The sequence below is a fragment of the Arthrobacter sp. K5 genome (assembly GCF_040448525.1).
Lineage (GTDB): Bacteria > Actinomycetota > Actinomycetes > Actinomycetales > Micrococcaceae > Arthrobacter > Arthrobacter globiformis.
The window spans coordinates 3,897,554-3,917,345 of the sequence record NZ_CP159279.1 but is presented as its reverse complement, the minus strand read 5'-3'; the positions used below and the strand labels follow the sequence as shown (position 1 = coordinate 3,917,345).

Here is a 19,792-nt window from a genome sequence, read left to right as displayed (position 1 = left end):
AAGGGGCACTGAAAGAGGCAACGATGCCTACGGAAACTTCCCTTAAGGCCGAAGAAGCCCTCATCCACGTGCTGTGGATCAATGCAGGGCTCAGTTGTGACGGCGACTCGGTCGCCCTGACAGCGGCCACCCAGCCGAGCGTCGAGGAAATCGCCCTCGGCGCGCTGCCCGGCCTGCCGAAGATCGCCATGCACTGGCCACTGATCGACTTTGAATGCGGTCCGCAGGAAGGGGCCGACGATTTCCTGGAATGGTTCCGCAAGGCGGACCGGGGCGAACTGGAACCGTTCGTGCTGGTGGTCGAGGGATCCATCCCCAACGAGAAACTCCATGAACCCGGCGGCTACTGGTGCGGGTTCGGCAACGACCTCGAGACCGGCCAGCCCATAACCACCAGCGAATGGCTGGACCGTCTCGCACCCAAGGCCACCGCCATCATCGCCGCCGGAACCTGCGCCACTTACGGCGGCATCCATGCCATGGCAGGCAACCCGACCGGCGCCATGGGCGTGCCGGACTACCTCGGCTACGACTGGAAGTCCAAAGCCGGCATTCCCATTGTCTGCGTGCCCGGATGCCCGATCCAGCCCGACAACCTGTCCGAAACCATGACCTACCTGCTGTACCAGGCCACGGGCCAGGCGCCAATGATTCCGCTGGACGAGGCACTGCGTCCCACATGGCTGTTCGGCAAGACGGTCCATGAGGGCTGCGACCGGGCCGGCTACTACGAGCAGGGTGACTTCGCCACCGAGTACGGTTCCCCCAAGTGCATCGTCAAGCTCGGCTGCTGGGGTCCCGTGGTGAAATGCAACGTTCCCAAGCGCGGTTGGATGAACGGCATCGGCGGCTGCCCGAACGTCGGCGGCATCTGCATCGGCTGCACCATGCCGGGCTTCCCGGACAAGTTCATGCCCTTCATGGATGAACCTCCCGGCGGAAAGCTTTCCACGAGCACCATCCGGCCCTACGGCTCCGCCATCCGGGCGCTGAGGGGCATCACGACGCACACGCTGGACCAGGAGCCCAAGTGGCGCCGGCCCGGAACCGAGCTCCTCACCGGGGCCAGGCGCACCTGGTAGTCCACCCAATTCCAGACAGGCGAAGACAATGACGTCCACAATTCCCATGGGTTCCGGAGGCGGAACGGGCAACAACAACCTGGTGGAGATGAACTGGGACCCCATCACCAGGATCGTCGGCAGCCTCGGCATCTACACCAAGATCGATTTCGAGAACAACCAGGTCGTGGAATGCAAGAGCACGTCCTCGATCTTCCGTGGCTACTCCCTGTTCATGAAAGGCAAGGACCCGAGGGACGCCCACTTCATCACCAGCCGCATCTGCGGGATCTGCGGCGACAACCACGCCACCTGCTCCTGCTACACGCAAAACATGGCCTACGGCGTCAAACCGCCGAACCTGGGCGAATGGATCGTCAACCTGGGCGAAGCCGCCGAGTACATGTTCGACCACAACATCTTCCAGGAAAACCTCGTCGGCGTGGACTACTGCGAAAGGATGGTCTCCGAAACCAACCCCGGCGTCCTGGCCAAAGCCGAGAACACCAGGGCACCGCACGAGGCCGACCACGGCTACCGGACCATCGCCGACATCATGCGCTCGCTGAATCCGTTCACCGGCGAGTTCTACCGGGAGGCGCTGCAGGTCAGCCGTGCCACCCGGGAGATGTTCTGCCTCATGGAGGGCCGCCACGTGCACCCCTCCACGCTCTATCCTGGCGGCGTGGGGACGGTGGCCACCATCCAGCTGATGACGGACTACCTCACCCGGCTGATGCGCTACGTCGAGTTCATGAAGAAGGTCGTCCCGATGCACGACGACCTGTTCGATTTCTTCTACGAGGCGCTGCCCGGCTACGAGCAGGTGGGGCTGCGCCGCACGCTGCTGGGCTGCTGGGGATCGCTGCAGGACCCGGACTACTGCAACTTCGAGTACAAGGACATGACCGAGTGGGGCCGGAAGATGTTCGTCACCCCGGGCGTGGTGGTGGACGGCAAGCTGGTCACCACCGACCTGGTGCGTATCAACCTGGGCCTGCGGATCATGCTGGGCTCCTCGTACTACGAGGACTGGGAAGACCAGGAAATGTTCGTCACCCACGACCCCCTGGGCAACCCGGTGGACCGCAGGCATCCCTGGAACCAGCACACCAACCCGCGCCCTCAGAAGCGCGACCTTTCGGACAAGTACAGCTGGGTCATGTCCCCGCGCTGGTTCGACGGCGAGAACAACCTCGCCCTGGACACCGGCGGCGGCCCGCTGGCACGGCTCTGGGCCACGGCGCTCGCCGGACTCGTGGACATCGGCTACCTCAAGGCCACCGGCAGGAGCGTCCAGATCAACCTGCCCAAAACCGCGCTGAAGGGACCCGTCACGTTCGAGTGGAACATCCCGCAGTGGAGCAACACGCTCGAACGCAACCGCGCCCGCACCTACTTCCAGGCCTACGCCGCGGCGGCCGCGCTGCACTTCGCGGAAAAGGCCCTCGAGGAAATCCGGGCCGGCCGCACCAAGACGTGGGAAACCTTCGAGGTCCCGGATGAAGGCATCGGCTGCGGTTTCACCGAGGCGGTCCGCGGGGTCCTGTCCCACCACATGGTGATCCGCGACGGCAAGATCGCCAACTACCACCCCTACCCGCCCACCCCCTGGAACGCCAGCCCCACCGATTCAAGCGGCGTGGCCGGCCCCTATGAGGACGCGGTTCAGGGGCAGCCGATTTTCGAGGAGAACGACCGGGAGCATTTCAAGGGCATCGACATCATGCGCACCGTCCGCAGCTTCGACCCCTGCCTGCCGTGCGGCGTCCACATGTACCTGGGCAACGGGCAGACGCTGGATATGCTGCACTCCCCCACCCAGACCCTGACCGGCGAGTAGGCCATGCCCGGCGGGGACCGGCCGCCGCTGCAGAACGGCGACCAGATCGGCACACTCCTCGACGCCCTCGGCGCCGGCGGGGCGGTGGCCCGCGGCCGGGCCGAGGACCTGGTCCGGCAGGTGACAGACCTCTACGGCGCCGGACTGCAGCGGATCATGGAGATCCTGCAGGACCACGGAAAGCTCGACGACGCCACGCTGGAAGCGCTGACCGCTGACAGCCTGGTGGCCGGCCTCCTGGTCATCCACGGGCTGCACCCCCATTCGATGGAGGCACGGGTGGCGGCGGCACTGGACAGCGTCCGGCCCTACCTGGGATCGCACGGCGGTGACGTGGAACTGGAGGGCATCAGCCCCGACGGCGTGGTGCGGCTCAAGCTGCTGGGCACCTGCCAGGGGTGCCCGTCGTCGTCCGTCACCCTTAAGTACGCCGTTGAGGAAGCCATCCAGAACGCCGCCCCGGAAGTGACGGCCATCGACGTCGTCGAGGCGGAAAAGCAGCCGGGTGCACCGGCGCTGATTCCGGTGGACTCGCTGCTGGTCCGGGTGAACAATCCGGCGGGCGGAACTCCCGCGGAATCCTGGCACGACATGTCCGGCGGCACCTGGGAGCCGCTTCCGGAGGTCGCCGGGCTCGAAGCCGGCGAGGTGGCGGGTTTCCTGGTCGGCGGCTATCCGGTGCTGGCCTGCCGCGCCGGTCAGGACATCTACGCCTACCGGGACTATTGCCCGCGCTGCACCGGATCGATGGCCGGCGCCGTACTGCAGCGCGCCCTCGCGGCACCGGCCGGCGGGGGCCTGCTGCGCTGCCCCACCTGCCGTGGCCACTTCGACGTTAGGCGCGCCGGCGCCTGCCTCGAGGACAAGGACCTGCACCTGGAGCCGCTCCCGCTGCTGGTCCGGAACGGAGTCATGTCCGTGGCGGTTCCGACAGTGTCCGTGCAGTCCGCGCCGTTGCCGGCTCCACCGGTACCGGCATCCCCGGCAGAGGTGACGCCGGCGCAGGCACTTCCGCTGGTGATGCCGGCCGGCGTCGAGGTCCCGGCGGCGCCTGCCCCGGCGTTGCAGGCAGCCGCGGGACAGGACAGCTGACATGAACGTGGAGAACGGAGGAGGTACAGGGCGCGGCGCGGGAACCGGCCGGGCCAACGGCGCCTTGCCGGTGGCCCTACTGCGGCGGATTTCCGCGAACCGGCCCGCTCCCGCCGCCGGGGAATGCTGCGAAATGTGCGGCGAACCGATTCCCGACGCACACCAGCACGTGGTGGACCTGGAGAGCCACGCGATGATGTGCACCTGCCGGCCCTGCTACCTCCTCTTCACCGATGCCACCGCCCACATGCGCTACCGCTCGGTGCCGGACAGATACCTCTCCTTCCCCGACTTCGATCTCGGCCCGGGGCAGTGGGACGAACTGGAAATTCCGGTGGGCCTGGCATTCTTCTTCCGCAGCTCCAGGCTCGGCCGCACCGTGGCGTTCTACCCGGGTCCGGCCGGGGCCACGGAATCGGAACTGCCCCTCGCCGCCTGGGACGGCGTGCTGGCCCGCAACCCTGCCCTCGGCCTCGCGGCGCCGGACACCGAGGCTCTGCTGATCCGCGGCCCGGGTCCGGGCAGGGCCGCCGCGGACTGCCACCTCGTTCCGGTGGACGCCTGCTACGAGCTGGTGGGCCGGCTGCGCCGCCTCTGGCGGGGGTTCGACGGCGGCCAGGAGGCACGCGATGAGCTCACCGCGTTCTTCGACCGGATTGGCCGCCGGAGCGTTCCGGCGCCGGCAAACCCCGCCGGCGAGGCATCCGCCAGCGCCGCATCAGGCGGCGCGGCGTCCAGCAGCCGCGCGTCGGGCAGCCGCGCGCCGGGCACGGGAGGCTTCCGGTGACCGAACTTTCCTTCGCTGTGCTGGAGATCCGGCCCGAACCCTACGCCGCCGCCCCGCAGCTGACAGCCAGGCTCCAGGTGACGGAGGGCACGGGTGCCGTGGTGCACGCTGTGGCGCTGCGCTGCCAGGTCCGGATCCTGCCGCAGCGCCGCGGCTACGCGTCCGGGGAGGAGACCGGACTGCTGGACCTCTTCGGCGATCGCGGGCGCTGGCCCACTACCCTGAAGTCGTTCGTCTGGATGCAGTGCAGCACCATGGTGCAGGGTTTCACGGGCAGCACCGAGGTTGACCTGCCGCTGCCCTGCACGTTTGATTTCGACGTTGCCGCCGCCAAATACCTGAATGCCCTGCACGACGGCGAGATACCGCTGGAGCTGCTGTTCTCCGGCACGGTCTTCACCAGGGGGCAGACGGGGTTCACCGTGGAACAGGTGCCCTGGGACCTTGAGGCGTCCTACCGGCTGCCCGTCGCTGCCTGGCGCAGCCTGATGGACCAGTACTTCCCCAACGCCGGGTGGATCCGCCTGGACCGGGACGTCCTGGCAGCACTCGCCCGGTACAAGTCCTCACGGGGCCTCACGTCGTGGGAGGCCGCGGTGGAGAAGCTGCTCGCCCAGGCCACCGCCGACGTGTCCGGGGAACTGCCATGAACACCAGCCTGGCCCTTGCCCGCGCCGTCGCCGACGCCGTCCTCTACGAGGGCTACCTGCTCTACCCCTACCGTGCCTCGGCCCAGAAGAACCAGGCCCGGTGGCAGTTCGGGATCCTGGGTCCGCCGGGGGCCGCCGAGGACGGCAGCGGGGAGGAGCCGTCCATGTCCGCCGAGTGCCTGCTTGCCCCGGGAGCCCGGGCCGGGCTCGAAATCCACTTCCGCTTTCTGCAGCTGCAGGCGCGCACGGCAGAAAAAGCGGACGACGGCGGCGGGTTCACACCCGTGGACAGCCTCGCCGCCGGCGGTGCGAACTGGCTGAGCTGGGACGAGGCCATCGAACAGGAAGCGGCGTTCGGGCCCTTCTCCGTGGCCCAGCTCCGGGCCGGACTGGTCCTGCCGCTGGAGGTCCCGGAGGGACTCGACGTAGAGGAACTGAAGGACGACGCCGGGAGGCGGGCCGGCAGACTGGTGCGCCGCCGTCGGGCCCTCCGCGGCGAACTGCGGCTCAGCGCCGCCGAAGACGCCAACGGGCTGCTGCGGCTCAGCGTTACCGCGGCCAACACGGCAGGTCCTCTGCCGGCCCATACCCTGCCGGCCCGTCCGCTGCCTGCCGGGAACCGGCAGGACGCCACCGCGGTCTCCTTCATCGGCGCACACGTGTTGCTCTGCGTGCGGGACGGGGACTTCGTCTCGCTGCTGGACCCGCCGCCGTGGGCACAGCCCGCAGCCGGGCTGTGCTCCCAGCACCGCTGCTGGCCCGTGCTGGCAGGCCCCGAAGGCCAGACCGACGTGCTGCTGATCTCGCCCATCATCCTGTACGACCATCCCGCCGTCGCCCCGGAAAGTTCGGTGGCGCTGTACGACTCCACCGAGATCGACGAGATCCTCACGCTGCGGGTGCTGACGCTGACCGACGAGGAAAAGGCCGAGGCGCGGGCCACGGATCCGCGGGCCGCCGCCGTCATCGACCGCTGCGAGGCGATGTCCCCGGAGGACCTCCAGCAACTGCACGGCGCTCTACGGAACCCGCACGCGTTCGCCGCGGATCCCGCCGAAGCATGGAGCACGGCCGGCCAGGACGTTCCCTGGTGGAATCCTGAGGCGGAAGCCAGCATCCGGCCGGACGAGGACGCCGTCGTGATCAATGGTGTGGCGGTGGCCCGCGGCAGCCGGGTGAGGGTGCACCCGAAGCGGCGCGCCGACGCCCAGGACCTGTTCTTCGGCGGACAGACCGGCCGGGTCACCAGCGTGCATTTCGACGTCGACGGCGGCACCCACGTCGGGCTCGTCCTGGAGCAGGATCCGGCGGCCGATCTCCATGAGGGCTACGGCCGGTCCTTCTACTACGCGCCCGACGAGCTGGAACCGCTGGAGGGAAAGGAAAACCCGCAATGAAGGCAATAGGAATGGCCACTGTTTCGGTGCTGGCAGCGATGGCCCTCTGGTGCGTCTACGTCGGGATCCGCGCAGTTCCGGACATCCGCCGGTACATGAAAGTGCGGCGGATGTGACCGCCGCCGGCAGTGCAGGGACGGCGCCGCAGGGTTCCGTCCGGCAGGGTTCCGGCGAGCGCGCCTCCGGCGAGCGCACCGGCGGCGTCCTCGTGGCCGGCGTCGGGAACTTGTTCCTGCACGACGACGGTTTCGGTCCCGAGGTGGCGCGGCACCTCGCCGCCCACCGGCAGCCGCTGGAGCCGGGCGTCCGGGTGGTGGACTACGGCATCCGCGGCATGCACCTGGCCTACGACCTGCTGGCCGGCGTCGACGTCCTGGTCCTGGTGGACACTGTGCCCGCGGAGGTGAACTCCGCCCCCGGCAGCATCCGCGTGCTGCACGTCAGCGCGGCGGACCTCGACGGCAGGGCCGTGCTCGATCCCCATGGCATGGACCCGGCGGCCGTGCTGGGCCGGCTTCGGTCCATGGGCGGCAGCCTTCCTGCCACGTATGTGGTGGGCTGTGTCCCCGCCGACCTGTCCGAGGGCATCGGTCTCTCGCCCGCGGTGGCTGCGGCCGTGCCCAAGGCGGCTGCCGCCGTCGGGTCCCTGCTGGGCCAGCAGTCCCCTATTCCAAACTCCTCCACTGCAAGTTAGGGCGGTGTCCGTACATGTGCCTCGGAATACCCGGCAGGGTCGTCGAACTCCTCGAGGGCTACGGCGGCCAGCTCGCGCTCGTCGACGTGGCCGGACTGCAGCGGAAGATCAACATCGGACTGCTGGATGAGGGCCCTCTCGAACCCGGGACATGGGTCCTGATCCACATGGGTTTCGCGCTGGAACGCGTGGACGCCGCGGGCGCAGCACAGGCCATGGACGGACTGGAACTGATGGGCCGCCCGGCGGACAGCGGACCCGGAACCCAGCCGGCACAACCACCCCAAGGAGGGCAGCATGTCACCCACGAACCGGCCTGATTCCGACGGCAAGGACCAGGGCACCCCGCAGGGCACCGCACCAGGTACGGCGCGGGCCTTCGGCAGTGAACCGCCGCTGAAGGAACCCGCCCAGCCCGGAGCGGACGAAACCCCGGAGGACGCGGCACCGGCTCCCGACGACGTCGGCGTCAGCACCACCCGCAGGGGCGAGGACGTCATCAAGGAGGAGGGCTCCGAGCCTGGGCGCGAGCACACGGGATCCGACGATACTCCTGCCGGCAGGCCGGCCGGCGAGTCGTCCGCCCGCGATGCCACCGCCATCAAGAGCCCCGACCATCCCGACGGCGCGGCGCCGCAGTCGCCATAGGCAATCGCAGGGCTCGTGCCCGGGGCTGGTGCCCGGGCTAGTGTTCAAGCGCTATGGCCGCGCCGCGGTGCTCGACGCCGCTGTTGGCGATCCGGAGGTGGCGCGCCGTAAAGTGCTTCAGCTGCTGGAGCTGGTGCGCCGAGAGGCGGTCACACACCCAGTCCCAGTGCAGTGAGACGACGTCGCCCACGGCCAGTCCTTCCACGAATCCGGTTCCGTTCACGGCGAACTTGGCCGACTCCACCACCGGTTCGCCGATGTCCAGGGCCGTGCCGTCCCAGACCAGCCGCCGGGACCGCACGACGGCGTCGTCCCCGGTGATCGCGAGCACCTGCCCCCAGCGGATTCGGCACCTGTCCAGCACGTTCAGCGCGGTGGCATGCCGGCGTTCGTCGCGGAGCAGGCCCAGCCACGGGTAGATCTCGAACACGTGGAAACTGTGGTGCGGGACCCCGCCGGCCAGCACGCCTTCCACCAAATGCGGGAACTGCCGTCCGGTGCGGGCCCGAAACCTGTCCTCCATCGAGTTGCCGATGTTCGTGATGCCGACGGAATCAAGCAGGCTGTTGCCCACCCAATAGGCCTCCACCACCCGTGCGTCCAACGGATCGGCAATGCCGTGGGTCCCCGCGATCAGTTCAAGGTAGGGCCAGGCTCCGGCAAAGCCTTTGGCCAGCTCCCGGAGGCCCTGATCCGTGACGCCGGACTGCCCATAATGCAGCAGGGCGTCACTGTCCGGCGGCCCACAGCTCCCGCGTGAATTGGGCGGATAGGCATAGCGGACAAACAACTGGGCACCATCGATAACCATCCCGTGGCCACCTTCTGCGAGCGTCTTCTGAAAGTAGCACCGGCCTATGGCGCGGACAAGGGACCGGCCCTTTACAGGACACCGGAGAGGCGTTGACAGCCCTGCCCCTGAAGCGGATGCTTTGAAGACCCACGCGCAGGGAGTCAACGATGACAGCTGCAGACCTAAACCGCCGCGCCGCCCTACAGGTGTTCATTGCAGGTGGCTCGGCCGCCGTGCTGGCCGGATGCGGCGCATCCGGCAACGCCCCGCCGTCGTCCCCTGCGGGCAGCACCAACAGCATCAGCCTCACGGACCAGCGCGGCCGGACCCTGACCTTTGCCCGGCCGGTGGCGCGGGTGGTCACCATCCCGATGCCGTCGGCGTCCCTGCTGGTGGCTGTCGACCGCAGCGCGGACCATCTCGCTGCCATGCACAACGCCTCCTGGGTGGCCATGCGCGACGGCATCATGGGCGCCATGTTTCCCGCGGCCCTGGACCTCCCGCACGACATCGCCACCCAGGACTTCACCGCCAACGTTGAGAGCATCCGGGCCCTCAACCCGGACGTGGTGGTCCAGTGGTCGGACGCGCAGCTCATCGAGCCCCTGGAGAAGGCCGGCCTCCAGGTTCTGGGGCTGAAAAACTCCGGAACGCAGGAGGACGTGGACGCCTGGGTGGCCATGTTTGCCGCCATGCTCGGCAAGCCGGAACGTGCCACCGAGCTTAAGACCCGCAACGACCGGGAACTCGCCGAGGTCAAGGCGCTGGCATCCGGGCGGGCGTCCCAGGGTCCGAGCATCCTGTACTTTAACCGCTTCACCGGCGGGCTCAAGGTTGCCGGCGCCAACAGCTACAACGACTTCTACATCAAGCTGGTGGGCGGTTCGAACCCGCCAACCGGCAAGGATCCGCTGACCGGTTCCGGCATGGTGGGTGTGGACATAGAGCAGGTGCTGCGCTGGGACCCCGAGGTTATCCTGCTGGGCAACTTCGACGCCGCCATGCCACAGGACATCTACTCGGACCCGGTGTGGCAAACCGTGTCCGCGGTCCGTTCGAAGCGTGTGTACAAGGTCCCGCTGGGCGGCTACCGCTGGGATCCGCCCGGGCAGGAGTCTCCGCTGATGTGGCACTGGCTGGGCGACATCGCCTTCCCGCAGCAGAGGTCGTTGGTGCGGGACAAGGCGGCCGAATACTTCAGGTTCCTGTACAACCACGAGCTCACGAAGGCTGAACTGGACAAGATTCTCCGGACCGCGGAGAACGGGCAGTCCGCCAACTACCGTCAGTTCAATGCTTGATGGGGCCGGCGCTCCACGGTTGCGGAAGCGGGTGCGGCCAGCACTGCCCCGGGCTGGCCCGGCTTCTGCCCCGGCCGGGGCGGTGGACCGAAAGGCGACGGCACGACGGCGGGAACCCGCCGTCGTCGTTCCCGTTGCCCTTACTGCCTGCTTCCTGGCCGTCGTGGCGGTGCTGGCACTGGCGGTGGGGCGCTACAGCGTGCCGCTGGACCACGTGGTCCAGATCCTGACCGCACAAATCGCGCCGGTCCCGGTCCAGGCCAGCGCCACCGAACAAAATGTGGTGCTGCTGGTCCGGCTGCCCCGGGTACTGCTCGCTCTTCTGGTGGGCGGGGGCCTGGCCATCGGCGGCGCCGCGCTGCAGGCCATATTCCGCAACCCCCTGGTCAGCCCCGAAATCATCGGTGTCTCCGCCGGCGCATCCTTCGGCGGTGCTTTGGCGCTGCTGCTCGGCTTGGGTCCGTTCCTCCTGGTGGGAGGCTCCTTTGCCTGCGGCCTGCTGGCCCTCGGAACCCTGTTCCTGATCACCTCGGGCCGTGCAGGGACGCCGATGCTCATGATCGTGCTCGGCGGCGTGGTGACGGGGTCCTTCTTCTCCGCCCTGGTTGCCCTGGTGACCTACATCGCCGACCCCAACACCACGCTGCCCGCCATCGTCTTCTGGCTGCTCGGCAGCGTGTCCACAGCCACCTTCACCAAAGTCGCGGTGGCCCTCATCCCGGTCCTCGGTGGAGCCGCCGTCCTTGTGGCCCTGCGCTGGCGGATCAACGTGCTGTCACTCGGCGACGAGGACGCGGCGGCGCTGGGGGTGCGGCCGCGTCCGCTCCGGTGGGTGGTGCTCGTGTCCGTGGCGCTGATCGTGGCAGGGGCTGTGGCGGTCAGCGGCGCCGTCAGCTGGGTTGGCCTGGTGATCCCCCACCTTGCCCGGATGTGGGTGGGCCCGGACCACCGTGTCCTCCTGCCCGTGTCCTTCCTGCTGGGTGGCGCCTACATCGTCCTGGTGGACACCATCGCCCGTACAGCCACCGCAGGCGAGATCCCGCTGGGCGTCCTTACGGCCCTGATCGGCGCACCCGTGTTTTTCCTGCTCCTGCGCCGGAACCGCGAGAAGGTCTGGGACAGTGCTTGAACTCGACGGCGTGGGTTTCGGTTATTCGCCCAGGGACTGGGTGTTCCGCGGCGTCAGCTTCCGCGTGCCGCCGGGAACCGCCACCGCCGTGCTGGGCCCGAACGGCAGCGGCAAGACCACGCTGGTGCGCTGTGCCGCGGGACTGCTGGACCCGCAGGAGGGAACGGTCCGGCTCAGCGAAAGCGCCGGCTACGTCCCGCAGGCGCACGGCAGCGCCTTTGCCTACCGGGCACTGGACATGGTCCTGATGGGGCGCGCCCGGCACGTTGGAGTGTTCCGGACACCCGGGCCTTCCGACCATGAGGCAGCGCTGGAGGCGATGGAACGGGTAGGCGCGGCTGGGCTGCGGGACCGGCGTTTCCCCACCCTCAGCGGCGGCGAGCAGCAATTGATCCTGATCGCCCGGGCCATTGCTGCCGGCTCGCCGGTCCTGGTGCTGGACGAGCCCGCCACCGGTCTGGACCTCAAGAACCAGGCCCGCGTCCTGACGCTGTTGCGTGAACTGATGGCGGACGGAATGGCCCTGCTCCTGAGCACCCACCATCCCGACCACGCCCTGCACCTGGCCGACCGCGTGGTCCTGCTGGGCCGCTCCGGTGTGCGGACCGGCCCGGCAGCGGAACTCCTCACCGACGCCCAGCTGTCAGCCCTCTACGGTGTGCGCGTGAGCACCGTGGCCTACTCCGACGACGGCGATGGCTTCCCCAGCAGCACGCCCCGCCGGACCATCGTGGTGCACTACGGCAGTTGACGCTCCCTCACTTTTCGCACCAATTCCACCAACGCTCCCTCAGATCCCGTCGGCTCACGCCGAACGCTTCCCCAACGAGTGAGGAAGCGTTTGGAAAAACTCGACCAAACGTGAGGAAGCGTTTGGAATGAGGCGACCAAAAGTGAGGACGCGTCCGGCCCCCGGGCGGGCTACCCGGTGTTGCGGAGGCCGGCTGCTACGCCGTTGACGGTAATGAGCATGGCCCGCTGCAGGCGCTCGTCGATCTCGCCGCCGGAAATGCTGGCACCCTCTGCACGCACGCGGCGGAGCAGTTCCACCTGGAGGTAGCTGATCGGGTCGAGGTACTGGTCGCGGATTTCCAGCGACCGCTTGAGCGTGGGCTGGGCATCCAGGAGCACGGTCTCGCCGGTGAGGTTCTGGATCTCGGCGACGGTGAGTTCGTACTCGTCACGGATGGCGCGGAAAAGGTGGTGCAGTTCCGCCGGGACCAGGGTGTCAACGTAGTAACCCGCGATCTCCATGTCCGTCTTGGCCAGGGTCATCTCCACGTTGGAGAGCACCGAGCGGAAGAAGTGCCAGCCGTGCATCATCTCCACGAGCTGGGCCGAGTTGCCTGCTTCACGTGCCGCCTTCAGCCCGGAGCCGACGCCGAACCAGCCCGGCACGATCTGCCGCGACTGGGTCCAGCCGAACACCCATGGGATGGCGCGCAGTCCGCCCAGCCCAGCACCGGAGTCCGGGCGCTTCGACGGGCGGGAGCCGATGTTCAGCGAACCGAGCTGCTCCACCGGCGTCGAGGCCAGGAAGTACGCGGGCAGGTCCAGGTGGTCGATAAGGCTGCGGTAGCGGGCAAAAGCGGCATCGGAGATCGACTCCATGACGTGCCCGAACCGCTCGCGCTGGTCATCGGACGTGCGCGGCGTGCGGTGCAGCGCGGACCCCTGCAGCACGGCCGCCAGAGACAGCTCCAGGTTTTCACGGGCAAGTTCCGGGAGGGAATACTTGTCCGAGATGACCTCGCCCTGTTCGGTGAACTTGATTTCACCCTCGAGGACGCCGTTGGGCTGCGCCATGATGGCGTCGTAGGTGGGTCCGCCGCCGCGGCCCACGGAACCGCCGCGGCCGTGGAACAGGCGCACCCGGACGCCGTGCTTGGCGGCGATGTCGCGCAGCTTGCGCTGGGTCTTGTGGATTTCCCACTGGCTGGTCATCACGCCGGATTCCTTGTTGGAGTCCGAGTAGCCGAGCATGACTTCCTGGACGTCCCCGCGCAGCCGGACCAGTTCGCGGTAGGACGGGTCGGACAGCAGCTCGTCCACAATTTCCGCCGAGGCCCGCAGCTCCTCAACCGTTTCCAGCAGCGGCGCGAAGCCGATCTTGGCGTACGGCGCATCGCCGAAGAGGCTGACCAGGCCGGCCTCGCGCGCCAGCACCGCTGCGGCCAGGACGTCGTCGGCGCCGCGGGTCATGGAGATGATGTAGGTCTCAATGACGTCCGGGCCGTACGTGCGCAGGGCACGGCGGATCTCCCGGAAGACGTCGTACGTTCCGTCAGCGGCGCCGTCGAGCCTGATCGGGTGGCCGGACAGCGGACGGCGGGAGGCGAGCTCCGCGCTCAGGACCTCGAGGCGCTCGCCCCGGGTCAGCTCGGCATAGCGGATGCCGGGACCACCGAGGCGGTCCATGAGCTGCCCGACGGCGTCATGGTGATGGTCTGCGTGCTCACGGATGTCGAGCGTGGCGAGGTGGAGACCGAAGGAGGCGATGGCCCGGCGCACACGGGCCAGCGCGCCGTCCGCGGCGAGGGACGCCGAGTGGTTGCGCAGCGAGAGTTCCAGGAGCTCCAGCTCGGAGATGAGTTCCTCGGTGGACGTGTAGTCGCGGCCGGGCTGGTGAGCGGAGCCTGCGGCGACCCTCTTGCCGGTGTTAATAAGCTTGGCCTTGATGCAGGTCAGCTTCAGCCGGTAGGGCTCCTGGGCGTTGAGTTCCAGGATGCGGCGGTCCAGTCCGGGCAGCTTCGCGAGGTCGGCGTCGATCGAATCGAGCAGCGCCTGGTCGGCGCCCGCGAGGGCTGTGGAGTTAGACAGGATCGAGATGAGCTCGTCGATCATGGCGATGCTGATCCGCACGGCGTTCTGGTTCTGGAGCTGCAGGATCTCATGGGTCACCGCCGCGGTGACGTTCGGGTTGCCGTCGCGGTCACCGCCGATCCAGGAGCCAAACCGGATCGGGGCGTTGTGGGCCGGCAGCGCAACGCCGTGCTCGCCGAGGAGTTCCGAGAAATCGGTGAGCATCTCCGGCAGCGCGTCCGTCAGGATGCTGTTGAGGTAATAGATGGCGTTGCGGGCCTCGTCCACGGGAGTTGGCCGGACCTGGCGCAGCTCGTCCGTCTGCCACATCTGGTCGATCATCTCCGACAGCTGGCGGTCCTGCCGGCGCCGGGCGCTGGTGCCCTCCTCGGTGGGCTGGGCCAGGACATCCGAGAGCTTGCGGATTTTGTCCAGCACGGAACGGCGGGAGGCTTCGGTGGGGTGCGCAGTGAAGATCGGCCGCACATCCAGTTCGTTGACGACTTCCTGCAGCACCGCCGGGCCGGCCTGCCCCGCGATGTCCTCGACGGCCTTGGCCAGCCAGCCGTCCTTCTCCTGCCGGGTGCGCAGCCGGCGGACCCGGTGGACCTGTTCGGCGGCGTTGGCGAGGTGGAAGTAGAAGGCGAAGGCGCGGACCAGGTCGGTCGCCTGCTCCAGCGGCAGGGAGGCGAGCAGCTCGCGGACCTGGGCAACGACGTCGTGCGCGCTCCACGGACCCGTGGCGTGCGCGCCGCCCCGGGCGGCTTCCTTGGATTCCTTGGTGAGCAGGCGCACCTGCTCCACGAGGTCAAGGAGTTCGGGTCCGTGCTGGCGGACCAGCGATTCACCCAGAAGGGTTGAAACGCGGCGCACATCGGCGCGGAGTTCGGCGGCGAGATCTGTTTCTGAATTCATTGCAGTGTCAGCCATGGAAACTATCTTTCGAGTGTTCGACTTTGGCTCGTACACTGCGCTGGATACTGTGAGCCGGGTTACTGTTCCTATGGGATGTTACCCGCAGCAGGCCGGAGCCGGGAATATGTCTCAGATGTTGTCGCGCCCTTGAACCCGAACCGCCGGTCGCTGTATGGAGGACCCATGAGCACCGCAGCAGACGCCCAGCTGGAGCGCTGGCTCCGCTTCCGCAAAGGCCGCAATACCGCCCTCGCGGCCGACCACGGCTGGCTCACCCTCACGTCGTTCCAGTGGCTCGAAAGCGAGCCGGCCGCCGTCGACCTCGTCCCCGGGCTGTGGTCAGCGGACGGCACGACGGCGACGCTCACCGCCGCGGCGTCCGACGGGCTGACGCTCGTGGAAACCGGGGAGCCGGTGGACGGGACGATCACGGCAGTGCTCGCCAACGAGGAGTCGCTCATGTGGGTACAGTTCGGCGGCGTGGACGGCAAGCAGGTAGTGGTGGAGCTGGCGGTGCGCGCGGACAGGTATGCGGTCCGCACCCGCGATTCGAAGTCGCCGGTGTTCACCGGGTTCGACGGCGTGCCCACCTTCGATTACCGGCCCGACTTGGTGGTTGAAGCACGGTTTGAGGCGTTCCCCGAGCCGGAGGACGTTCCGATTGCAACCGCGAACCCGCTGGTGGACGGGGTTCACCGCAGCGTCGGGGAACTGGTCTTCCGGCTGCCCGGCAAGGACCACGAGTACCGGCTTCATGCTGAAGAAGAGAAGCTCGGTGCCCTGACGGTCACGTTCCACGACGAAACCAACGGCGAATTGACCGACGAGTGGCGCAAGGTGTCCACCGCACGTCCCCGGCCGGACGGCTCCGTGGTCCTGGACTTCAACCGCGCCATCAACTATCCCAGTGCCTTTACGCCGTACGGCACCTGCCCCATGCCGGTAAAGAACAACAGCCTCGACGCCCGGATCGAAGCCGGGGAGAAGCAGCCCGCCCTCGCCGACTGAGCGCGCACGGACCCTTAAGCCCCACCCGTGAGCGCGAGCCGCGGAAGCGTCAGGTTATCGCGGAGACGCCCGTGACGGCGCGGCCCACGATCAGCGTGTTGATCTCGTACGAGCCCTCGTAGGTGTAAATGGCTTCCGCGTCGGCGAAGATCTTGGCCATCCGGTACTCCGTGACGATGCCGTTGCCGCCCAGGATGGACCGGCCCATCGCCACGGTTTCGCGCATCCTCGCCGACGTGTAGGACTTGGCCAGCGCCACCTGCGCCATCCCGGCACCCTGTTCCTGCAACTGCGAATGCTCCTGCAACTGCGCGATCCGGACCATCATGCCCATGCTCGCCATGGCGTTGCCCAGCATGGACACCAGCTGCTGCTGGATGAGCTGGAACCTCGCCAGCGGACGGCCGAACTGCTGGCGTTCGACGGCGTACTGCCGGGCGACGTCGAACGCGGCCAGCTGCTGCCCCACCGCCTGCCACGCCACCATGATGCGTGAGCCGCGGAGCAGCTCATTGGTGTCATCGAAACTGCCGATGCCGGCGAAGCGGTCGGCCTCGGCAACCCGGACGTCCTTGAAAACGATGTCCGCGTTCTGCACCGTTCGCAGCGCGATCTTGTTCTCGATCCGACTCCGGCCCACTCCCGGCAGCGAAGCGTCCACGATGAATCCGCGGACCGCTCCGTCGGCTTCATCCCGCGCCCACACCAGCATGAAGTCGCAGAACGTCCCGTTGCCGATCCACCGCTTGGCGCCGTTCAGCACCCAGCTGTCCCCGCCGGCGTCGGCTTCTCCGGTACGGCCCGATATCCGGCGCGCCCGCGTCTCCATGCCGCCGGCGACGTCGGAACCGTGATCCGGTTCGGTCAGCGCAAAGGCTCCCGTCGTCCTGAGGTTCGAGGCGTCGTCGAGGTACCGGCTGCGCTGGTCCTCGGAGCCGAAGCGGTAGAGCGACTCGACGAAAAGGTCGTGGTGGACCAGGAAAAACGTGGCGATCGAGGTGTCCACCCGCGTCATCTCCGCGATCACCAGCCCGGCGAACAGATGGCTGTAGCCGCGCTGTGCCGGCGTGCTCAGCTCCAGCGCGGCCAGCTTGGGGAGGATGTGCGCCGGAAATTCGGCCTTGTTCCACCAGTCCCCCGCGAACGGCGCGATCTCCGCGGCCAGGAACTCCCGCAGCTCGCCCAGCTTCCGCCGCTCGGCGGCGCTGAGCAGGGACTCGTAGCCGAAAAAGTCGGCGGCGGGCAGGGTGTCGACGGCGGGCATCGAGGCCCCGGGACTGCTTAGTTGGGTGCCGCTCACTTCGGGCCCATCCGGATGGCGCCGTCGAGGCGGATGGTCTCGCCGTTGAGCATGGCGTTCTCCACGATGTGCGCGGCGAGGTTGGCGTACTCGGCGGGCCGGCCCAGACGGGACGGGTGCGGCACCTGCCGGCCCAGTGACTCCTGGGCATCCTGGGGCAGTCCCGCCATCATCGGGGTTTCGAAAATCCCGGGCGCGATCGTCACCACACGGATGAGGGACCGGGCCAGCTCGCGGGCCAGCGGCAGGGTCATGGCGGCCACGCCGCCCTTGGACGCGGCGTAGGCAGGCTGGCCGATCTGCCCGTCGAATGCGGCCACCGAGGCGGTGTTGATGATGACTCCGCGTTCCTCCCCGCCGAGCTCGGTCGCCGCAGGCTCGGTGGCGGCCATCGCGGCGGCGGCCAGCCGGACCACGTTGAAGGTCCCCACCAGGTTGATCTGGATGACGCGCTGGAAAGTCTCCAGCGGCAGCACACCGTCGCGCCCCAGGACCTTGCCTGGCGTGGCGATGCCGGCGCAGTTCACGACGATCCGCAGCGGTCCCAGCCCGACGGCGGCATCGACGGCGGCCTGCACCTGCTCCTCGCTGGTCACGTCCGCGGGAATGAAAACCGCTTTGGGGGCTGCCGGCTGATGGCCCGCGAGGCTCTGCGGGCCGGCCGCGTTCAGCTCGTCGGCGTAGGCGGCACCGGCCGAGGAGCCGAGGTCAGCGAGCACTACCGAAGCGCCGGCGTCGAACAGCCGCCGGGCCGTGGCGGCGCCGAGGCCGGATGCACCGCCCGTGATGAGCGCGACGGAACCCTCGATTTCCATACATCCTCCTTGATGCGGAACCGGTCGATGCGGATCCGGATCCCGGCCGCGAACATTAGTTAGTGAATGTTAACTGAAATGAGCGGCGGATGCATCCCGCGGCGCTGGGTGCACCAGACCGCCCCGCCCCTCCCGCACGGCCGCCGGCCCGGCAGTTCGCTAGGCTGGCCGCATGACCCAGCCAGATGCTGACGCCGCCCCGGATGCCGCCCCCACCTCCGCGACGGCCTGGGCAGAGCGGGCCGACGACGCTGCACGGTCGGTTACGCACCTGTTCGGCCAGCGGTTGTTCTTCCTGCCCGGGACACACATCGCCGCCACCGCCCGGCCGTCCGGCCGCATCGAGAACCTCCGCCGCCCCTGGCACTACTGGTGGCAGGCGCATTATCTGGACTGCCTGGTGGACGCGGGCTTTCGCGAACTTGGGAGGGCGGGGCGCCCGCCGGAAAAGTTCGACGGCGATACCCGCCCCAGCGCCGGCCAGCTCGCGTCGAGGCTGGTCACCGGCATCCGGCTGCGGAATTTCCTGACGTTCGTCAACCACTACTACGACGACATGGCCTGGCTGGCCCTGTCCACGCTCCGGCTGGAGCGGCTGGCCGACGAGAGCCGCAGGCCCAGCCCCCGGCGGCAGGAGAGAATCCGCAAGAGCCTGACACTGCAGTTCGACTCGGCGTCCACCGACGACCTGGGCGGCGGCACATTCTGGAGCACCAAGCGGGACTTCAAGAACACCCCCGCCACGGCACCGGTTGCGCTCTACTACGCACGCACGGGCAACACCGCCAAGGCGCAGGCCCTGCTCGACTGGCTGGATGCCCGGCTGTTCGACCCCGCCCGCGGGCTCTACCTGGACGGGATCCGGGTCCGCGACACCGGGGAAACCGTACTGGAGGACGGCATCTACACCTACAACCAGGGGCCAGTCCTGGGCGCCCTGCTGGAGCTCGGCGGCGACGCCAACCTGGAACGCGCCGCAACCGTGGTCCATGCGGTGGCAACACACCTCACCCTGCCGGAGGCCGCCACGGCTGCCAGCGCCAACCCCGCCAACCCCATGGTCCTCCGCTGCGACGGTACCGGCGACGGCGGCCTGTTCACCGGGATCCTCACCCGCTACCTGGCGCTGGCCGCCAACGACCAACGGCTGCCGCGGGACGTCCGGACCACCGCCGCCCGGCTGGTCACCGGCACAGCCGGTGCCCTCTGGTCCGGCCGCCGGCCGATTGCGGCGGGCGAACCGCTGGCCCGGCACGGCCGGGCCGGGGACCCCATCTTCTCTTTCGAACCGAAGCGGCCGGCGATGGGCGCCTACCCGCCGGGTGCCGCCGTCGAACTGTCCACCCAGCTGCAGACCTGGATGGCGCTGGAGGCCGCGGCGCGCGTGGCGGCCGCGTCCGTGACAGCGGGCACCGAGGAAACCGGAAATTAGGACACGCAACAGTGCCGTAATTGATGTGATCCTCATCACTTAAGGTCTTTCCCGCTTGGTGCTTAGGTTTGGCTAACCTACAGTTTTTCGAGTGAGCTTCACCTAATTTCCCCAGCTCACGAGGG

The 19,792-nt window shown here is 68.4% G+C and carries 18 protein-coding genes; 14 read left to right on the top strand and 4 right to left on the bottom strand.

Annotated elements, in window-relative coordinates; translation table 11 throughout:
* Positions 1-23 precede the first annotated feature (23 nt).
* From ABRP34_RS17875 to ABRP34_RS17835, 9 genes are all read left to right on the top strand, one after another.
* Positions 24-1,082, top strand: coding sequence for a hydrogenase expression protein HypE (locus tag ABRP34_RS17875; protein WP_353711205.1), 1,059 nt, complete (start codon positions 24-26; stop codon positions 1,080-1,082).
* Positions 1,083-1,110: 28 nt separating this feature from the next.
* Positions 1,111-2,904, top strand: coding sequence for a nickel-dependent hydrogenase large subunit (locus tag ABRP34_RS17870; protein ID WP_003801347.1), 1,794 nt, complete (start codon positions 1,111-1,113; stop codon positions 2,902-2,904).
* A gap of 3 nt (positions 2,905-2,907) precedes the next feature.
* The gene (locus ABRP34_RS17865; RefSeq protein ID WP_353711204.1) at positions 2,908-3,996 is read left to right on the top strand and encodes a NifU family protein; all 1,089 of its coding nucleotides are present in this window, start codon (positions 2,908-2,910) and stop codon (positions 3,994-3,996) included.
* A gap of 1 nt (position 3,997) precedes the next feature.
* Complete coding sequence (locus ABRP34_RS17860) at positions 3,998-4,783, top strand: DUF5947 family protein (protein WP_353711203.1); 786 nt, start codon at positions 3,998-4,000, stop codon at positions 4,781-4,783.
* Positions 4,780-5,433: a DUF6084 family protein gene (locus tag ABRP34_RS17855; RefSeq protein ID WP_353711202.1), complete on the top strand. Its 654-nt coding sequence runs from the start codon at positions 4,780-4,782 to the stop codon at positions 5,431-5,433. The genes ABRP34_RS17860 and ABRP34_RS17855 overlap by 4 nt, the downstream gene beginning before the upstream one ends.
* Complete coding sequence (locus ABRP34_RS17850) at positions 5,430-6,830, top strand: hypothetical protein (protein ID WP_353711201.1); 1,401 nt, start codon at positions 5,430-5,432, stop codon at positions 6,828-6,830. The genes ABRP34_RS17855 and ABRP34_RS17850 overlap by 4 nt, the downstream gene beginning before the upstream one ends.
* Positions 6,831-6,942: 112 nt before the next feature.
* A complete protein-coding gene (locus ABRP34_RS17845) occupies positions 6,943-7,524 on the top strand; it encodes a hydrogenase maturation protease (RefSeq protein WP_003801357.1) in 582 nt (193 codons plus the stop codon).
* Positions 7,525-7,538: 14 nt separating this feature from the next.
* Positions 7,539-7,844 (top strand): HypC/HybG/HupF family hydrogenase formation chaperone, encoded by a 306-nt coding sequence (locus ABRP34_RS17840; RefSeq protein WP_353711200.1) that lies wholly within the window; start codon positions 7,539-7,541, stop codon positions 7,842-7,844.
* Entirely contained in the window at positions 7,822-8,172 is a 351-nt protein-coding gene (locus ABRP34_RS17835) for a hypothetical protein (protein WP_353711199.1), read from the top strand. Before ABRP34_RS17840 ends, ABRP34_RS17835 begins: the two co-directional genes overlap by 23 nt.
* Positions 8,173-8,209: 37 nt before the next feature.
* On the opposite strand, the gene ABRP34_RS17830 is transcribed toward ABRP34_RS17835, so the two are convergent.
* Positions 8,210-8,983 carry a DUF6390 family protein gene (locus tag ABRP34_RS17830; RefSeq protein ID WP_353711198.1) on the bottom strand — a complete coding sequence of 258 codons (774 nt, stop codon included), beginning with the start codon at positions 8,981-8,983 and terminating at the stop codon, positions 8,210-8,212.
* Positions 8,984-9,132: 149 nt separating this feature from the next.
* On the opposite strand from ABRP34_RS17830, the gene ABRP34_RS17825 reads away from it, so the two are divergent.
* The 3 genes from ABRP34_RS17825 to ABRP34_RS17815 all read left to right on the top strand — a co-directional run bounded on the left by ABRP34_RS17825 (position 9,133) and on the right by ABRP34_RS17815 (position 12,146).
* Complete coding sequence (locus tag ABRP34_RS17825; protein ID WP_353711197.1) at positions 9,133-10,266, top strand: ABC transporter substrate-binding protein; 1,134 nt, start codon at positions 9,133-9,135, stop codon at positions 10,264-10,266.
* An 82-nt stretch (positions 10,267-10,348) separates the two neighbouring features.
* Positions 10,349-11,395, top strand: a complete 1,047-nt coding sequence (locus tag ABRP34_RS17820) for an iron ABC transporter permease (protein WP_353711196.1) — start codon at positions 10,349-10,351, stop codon at positions 11,393-11,395.
* Positions 11,388-12,146, top strand: a complete 759-nt coding sequence (locus ABRP34_RS17815) for an ABC transporter ATP-binding protein (protein WP_353711195.1) — start codon at positions 11,388-11,390, stop codon at positions 12,144-12,146. Before ABRP34_RS17820 ends, ABRP34_RS17815 begins: the two co-directional genes overlap by 8 nt.
* 170 nt (positions 12,147-12,316) lie before the next feature.
* Here ABRP34_RS17815 and ppc read toward each other — a convergent pair whose 3' ends face one another.
* A complete protein-coding gene (gene ppc, locus ABRP34_RS17810; protein WP_353711194.1) occupies positions 12,317-15,127 on the bottom strand; it encodes a phosphoenolpyruvate carboxylase in 2,811 nt (936 codons plus the stop codon).
* A 168-nt stretch (positions 15,128-15,295) separates the two neighbouring features.
* On the opposite strand from ppc, the gene ABRP34_RS17805 reads away from it, so the two are divergent.
* Positions 15,296-16,120: a DUF1684 domain-containing protein gene (locus ABRP34_RS17805; protein ID WP_353711193.1), complete on the top strand. Its 825-nt coding sequence runs from the start codon at positions 15,296-15,298 to the stop codon at positions 16,118-16,120.
* Positions 16,121-16,169: 49 nt separating this feature from the next.
* Here the strand turns inward: ABRP34_RS17805 and ABRP34_RS17800 are convergent, their stop codons facing one another.
* Positions 16,170-17,384 carry an acyl-CoA dehydrogenase family protein gene (locus tag ABRP34_RS17800; RefSeq protein WP_353713397.1) on the bottom strand — a complete coding sequence of 405 codons (1,215 nt, stop codon included), beginning with the start codon at positions 17,382-17,384 and terminating at the stop codon, positions 16,170-16,172.
* 32 nt (positions 17,385-17,416) lie between these two features.
* Positions 17,417-18,235: an SDR family NAD(P)-dependent oxidoreductase gene (locus tag ABRP34_RS17795; RefSeq protein ID WP_353711192.1), complete on the bottom strand. Its 819-nt coding sequence runs from the start codon at positions 18,233-18,235 to the stop codon at positions 17,417-17,419.
* Between the two features lie 172 nt (positions 18,236-18,407).
* Between ABRP34_RS17795 and ABRP34_RS17790 the strand changes: the two genes are divergently transcribed.
* Positions 18,408-19,667, top strand: coding sequence for a glycoside hydrolase family 76 protein (locus ABRP34_RS17790; RefSeq protein WP_353711191.1), 1,260 nt, complete (start codon positions 18,408-18,410; stop codon positions 19,665-19,667).
* The last annotated feature ends 125 nt before the right edge of the window (positions 19,668-19,792 follow it).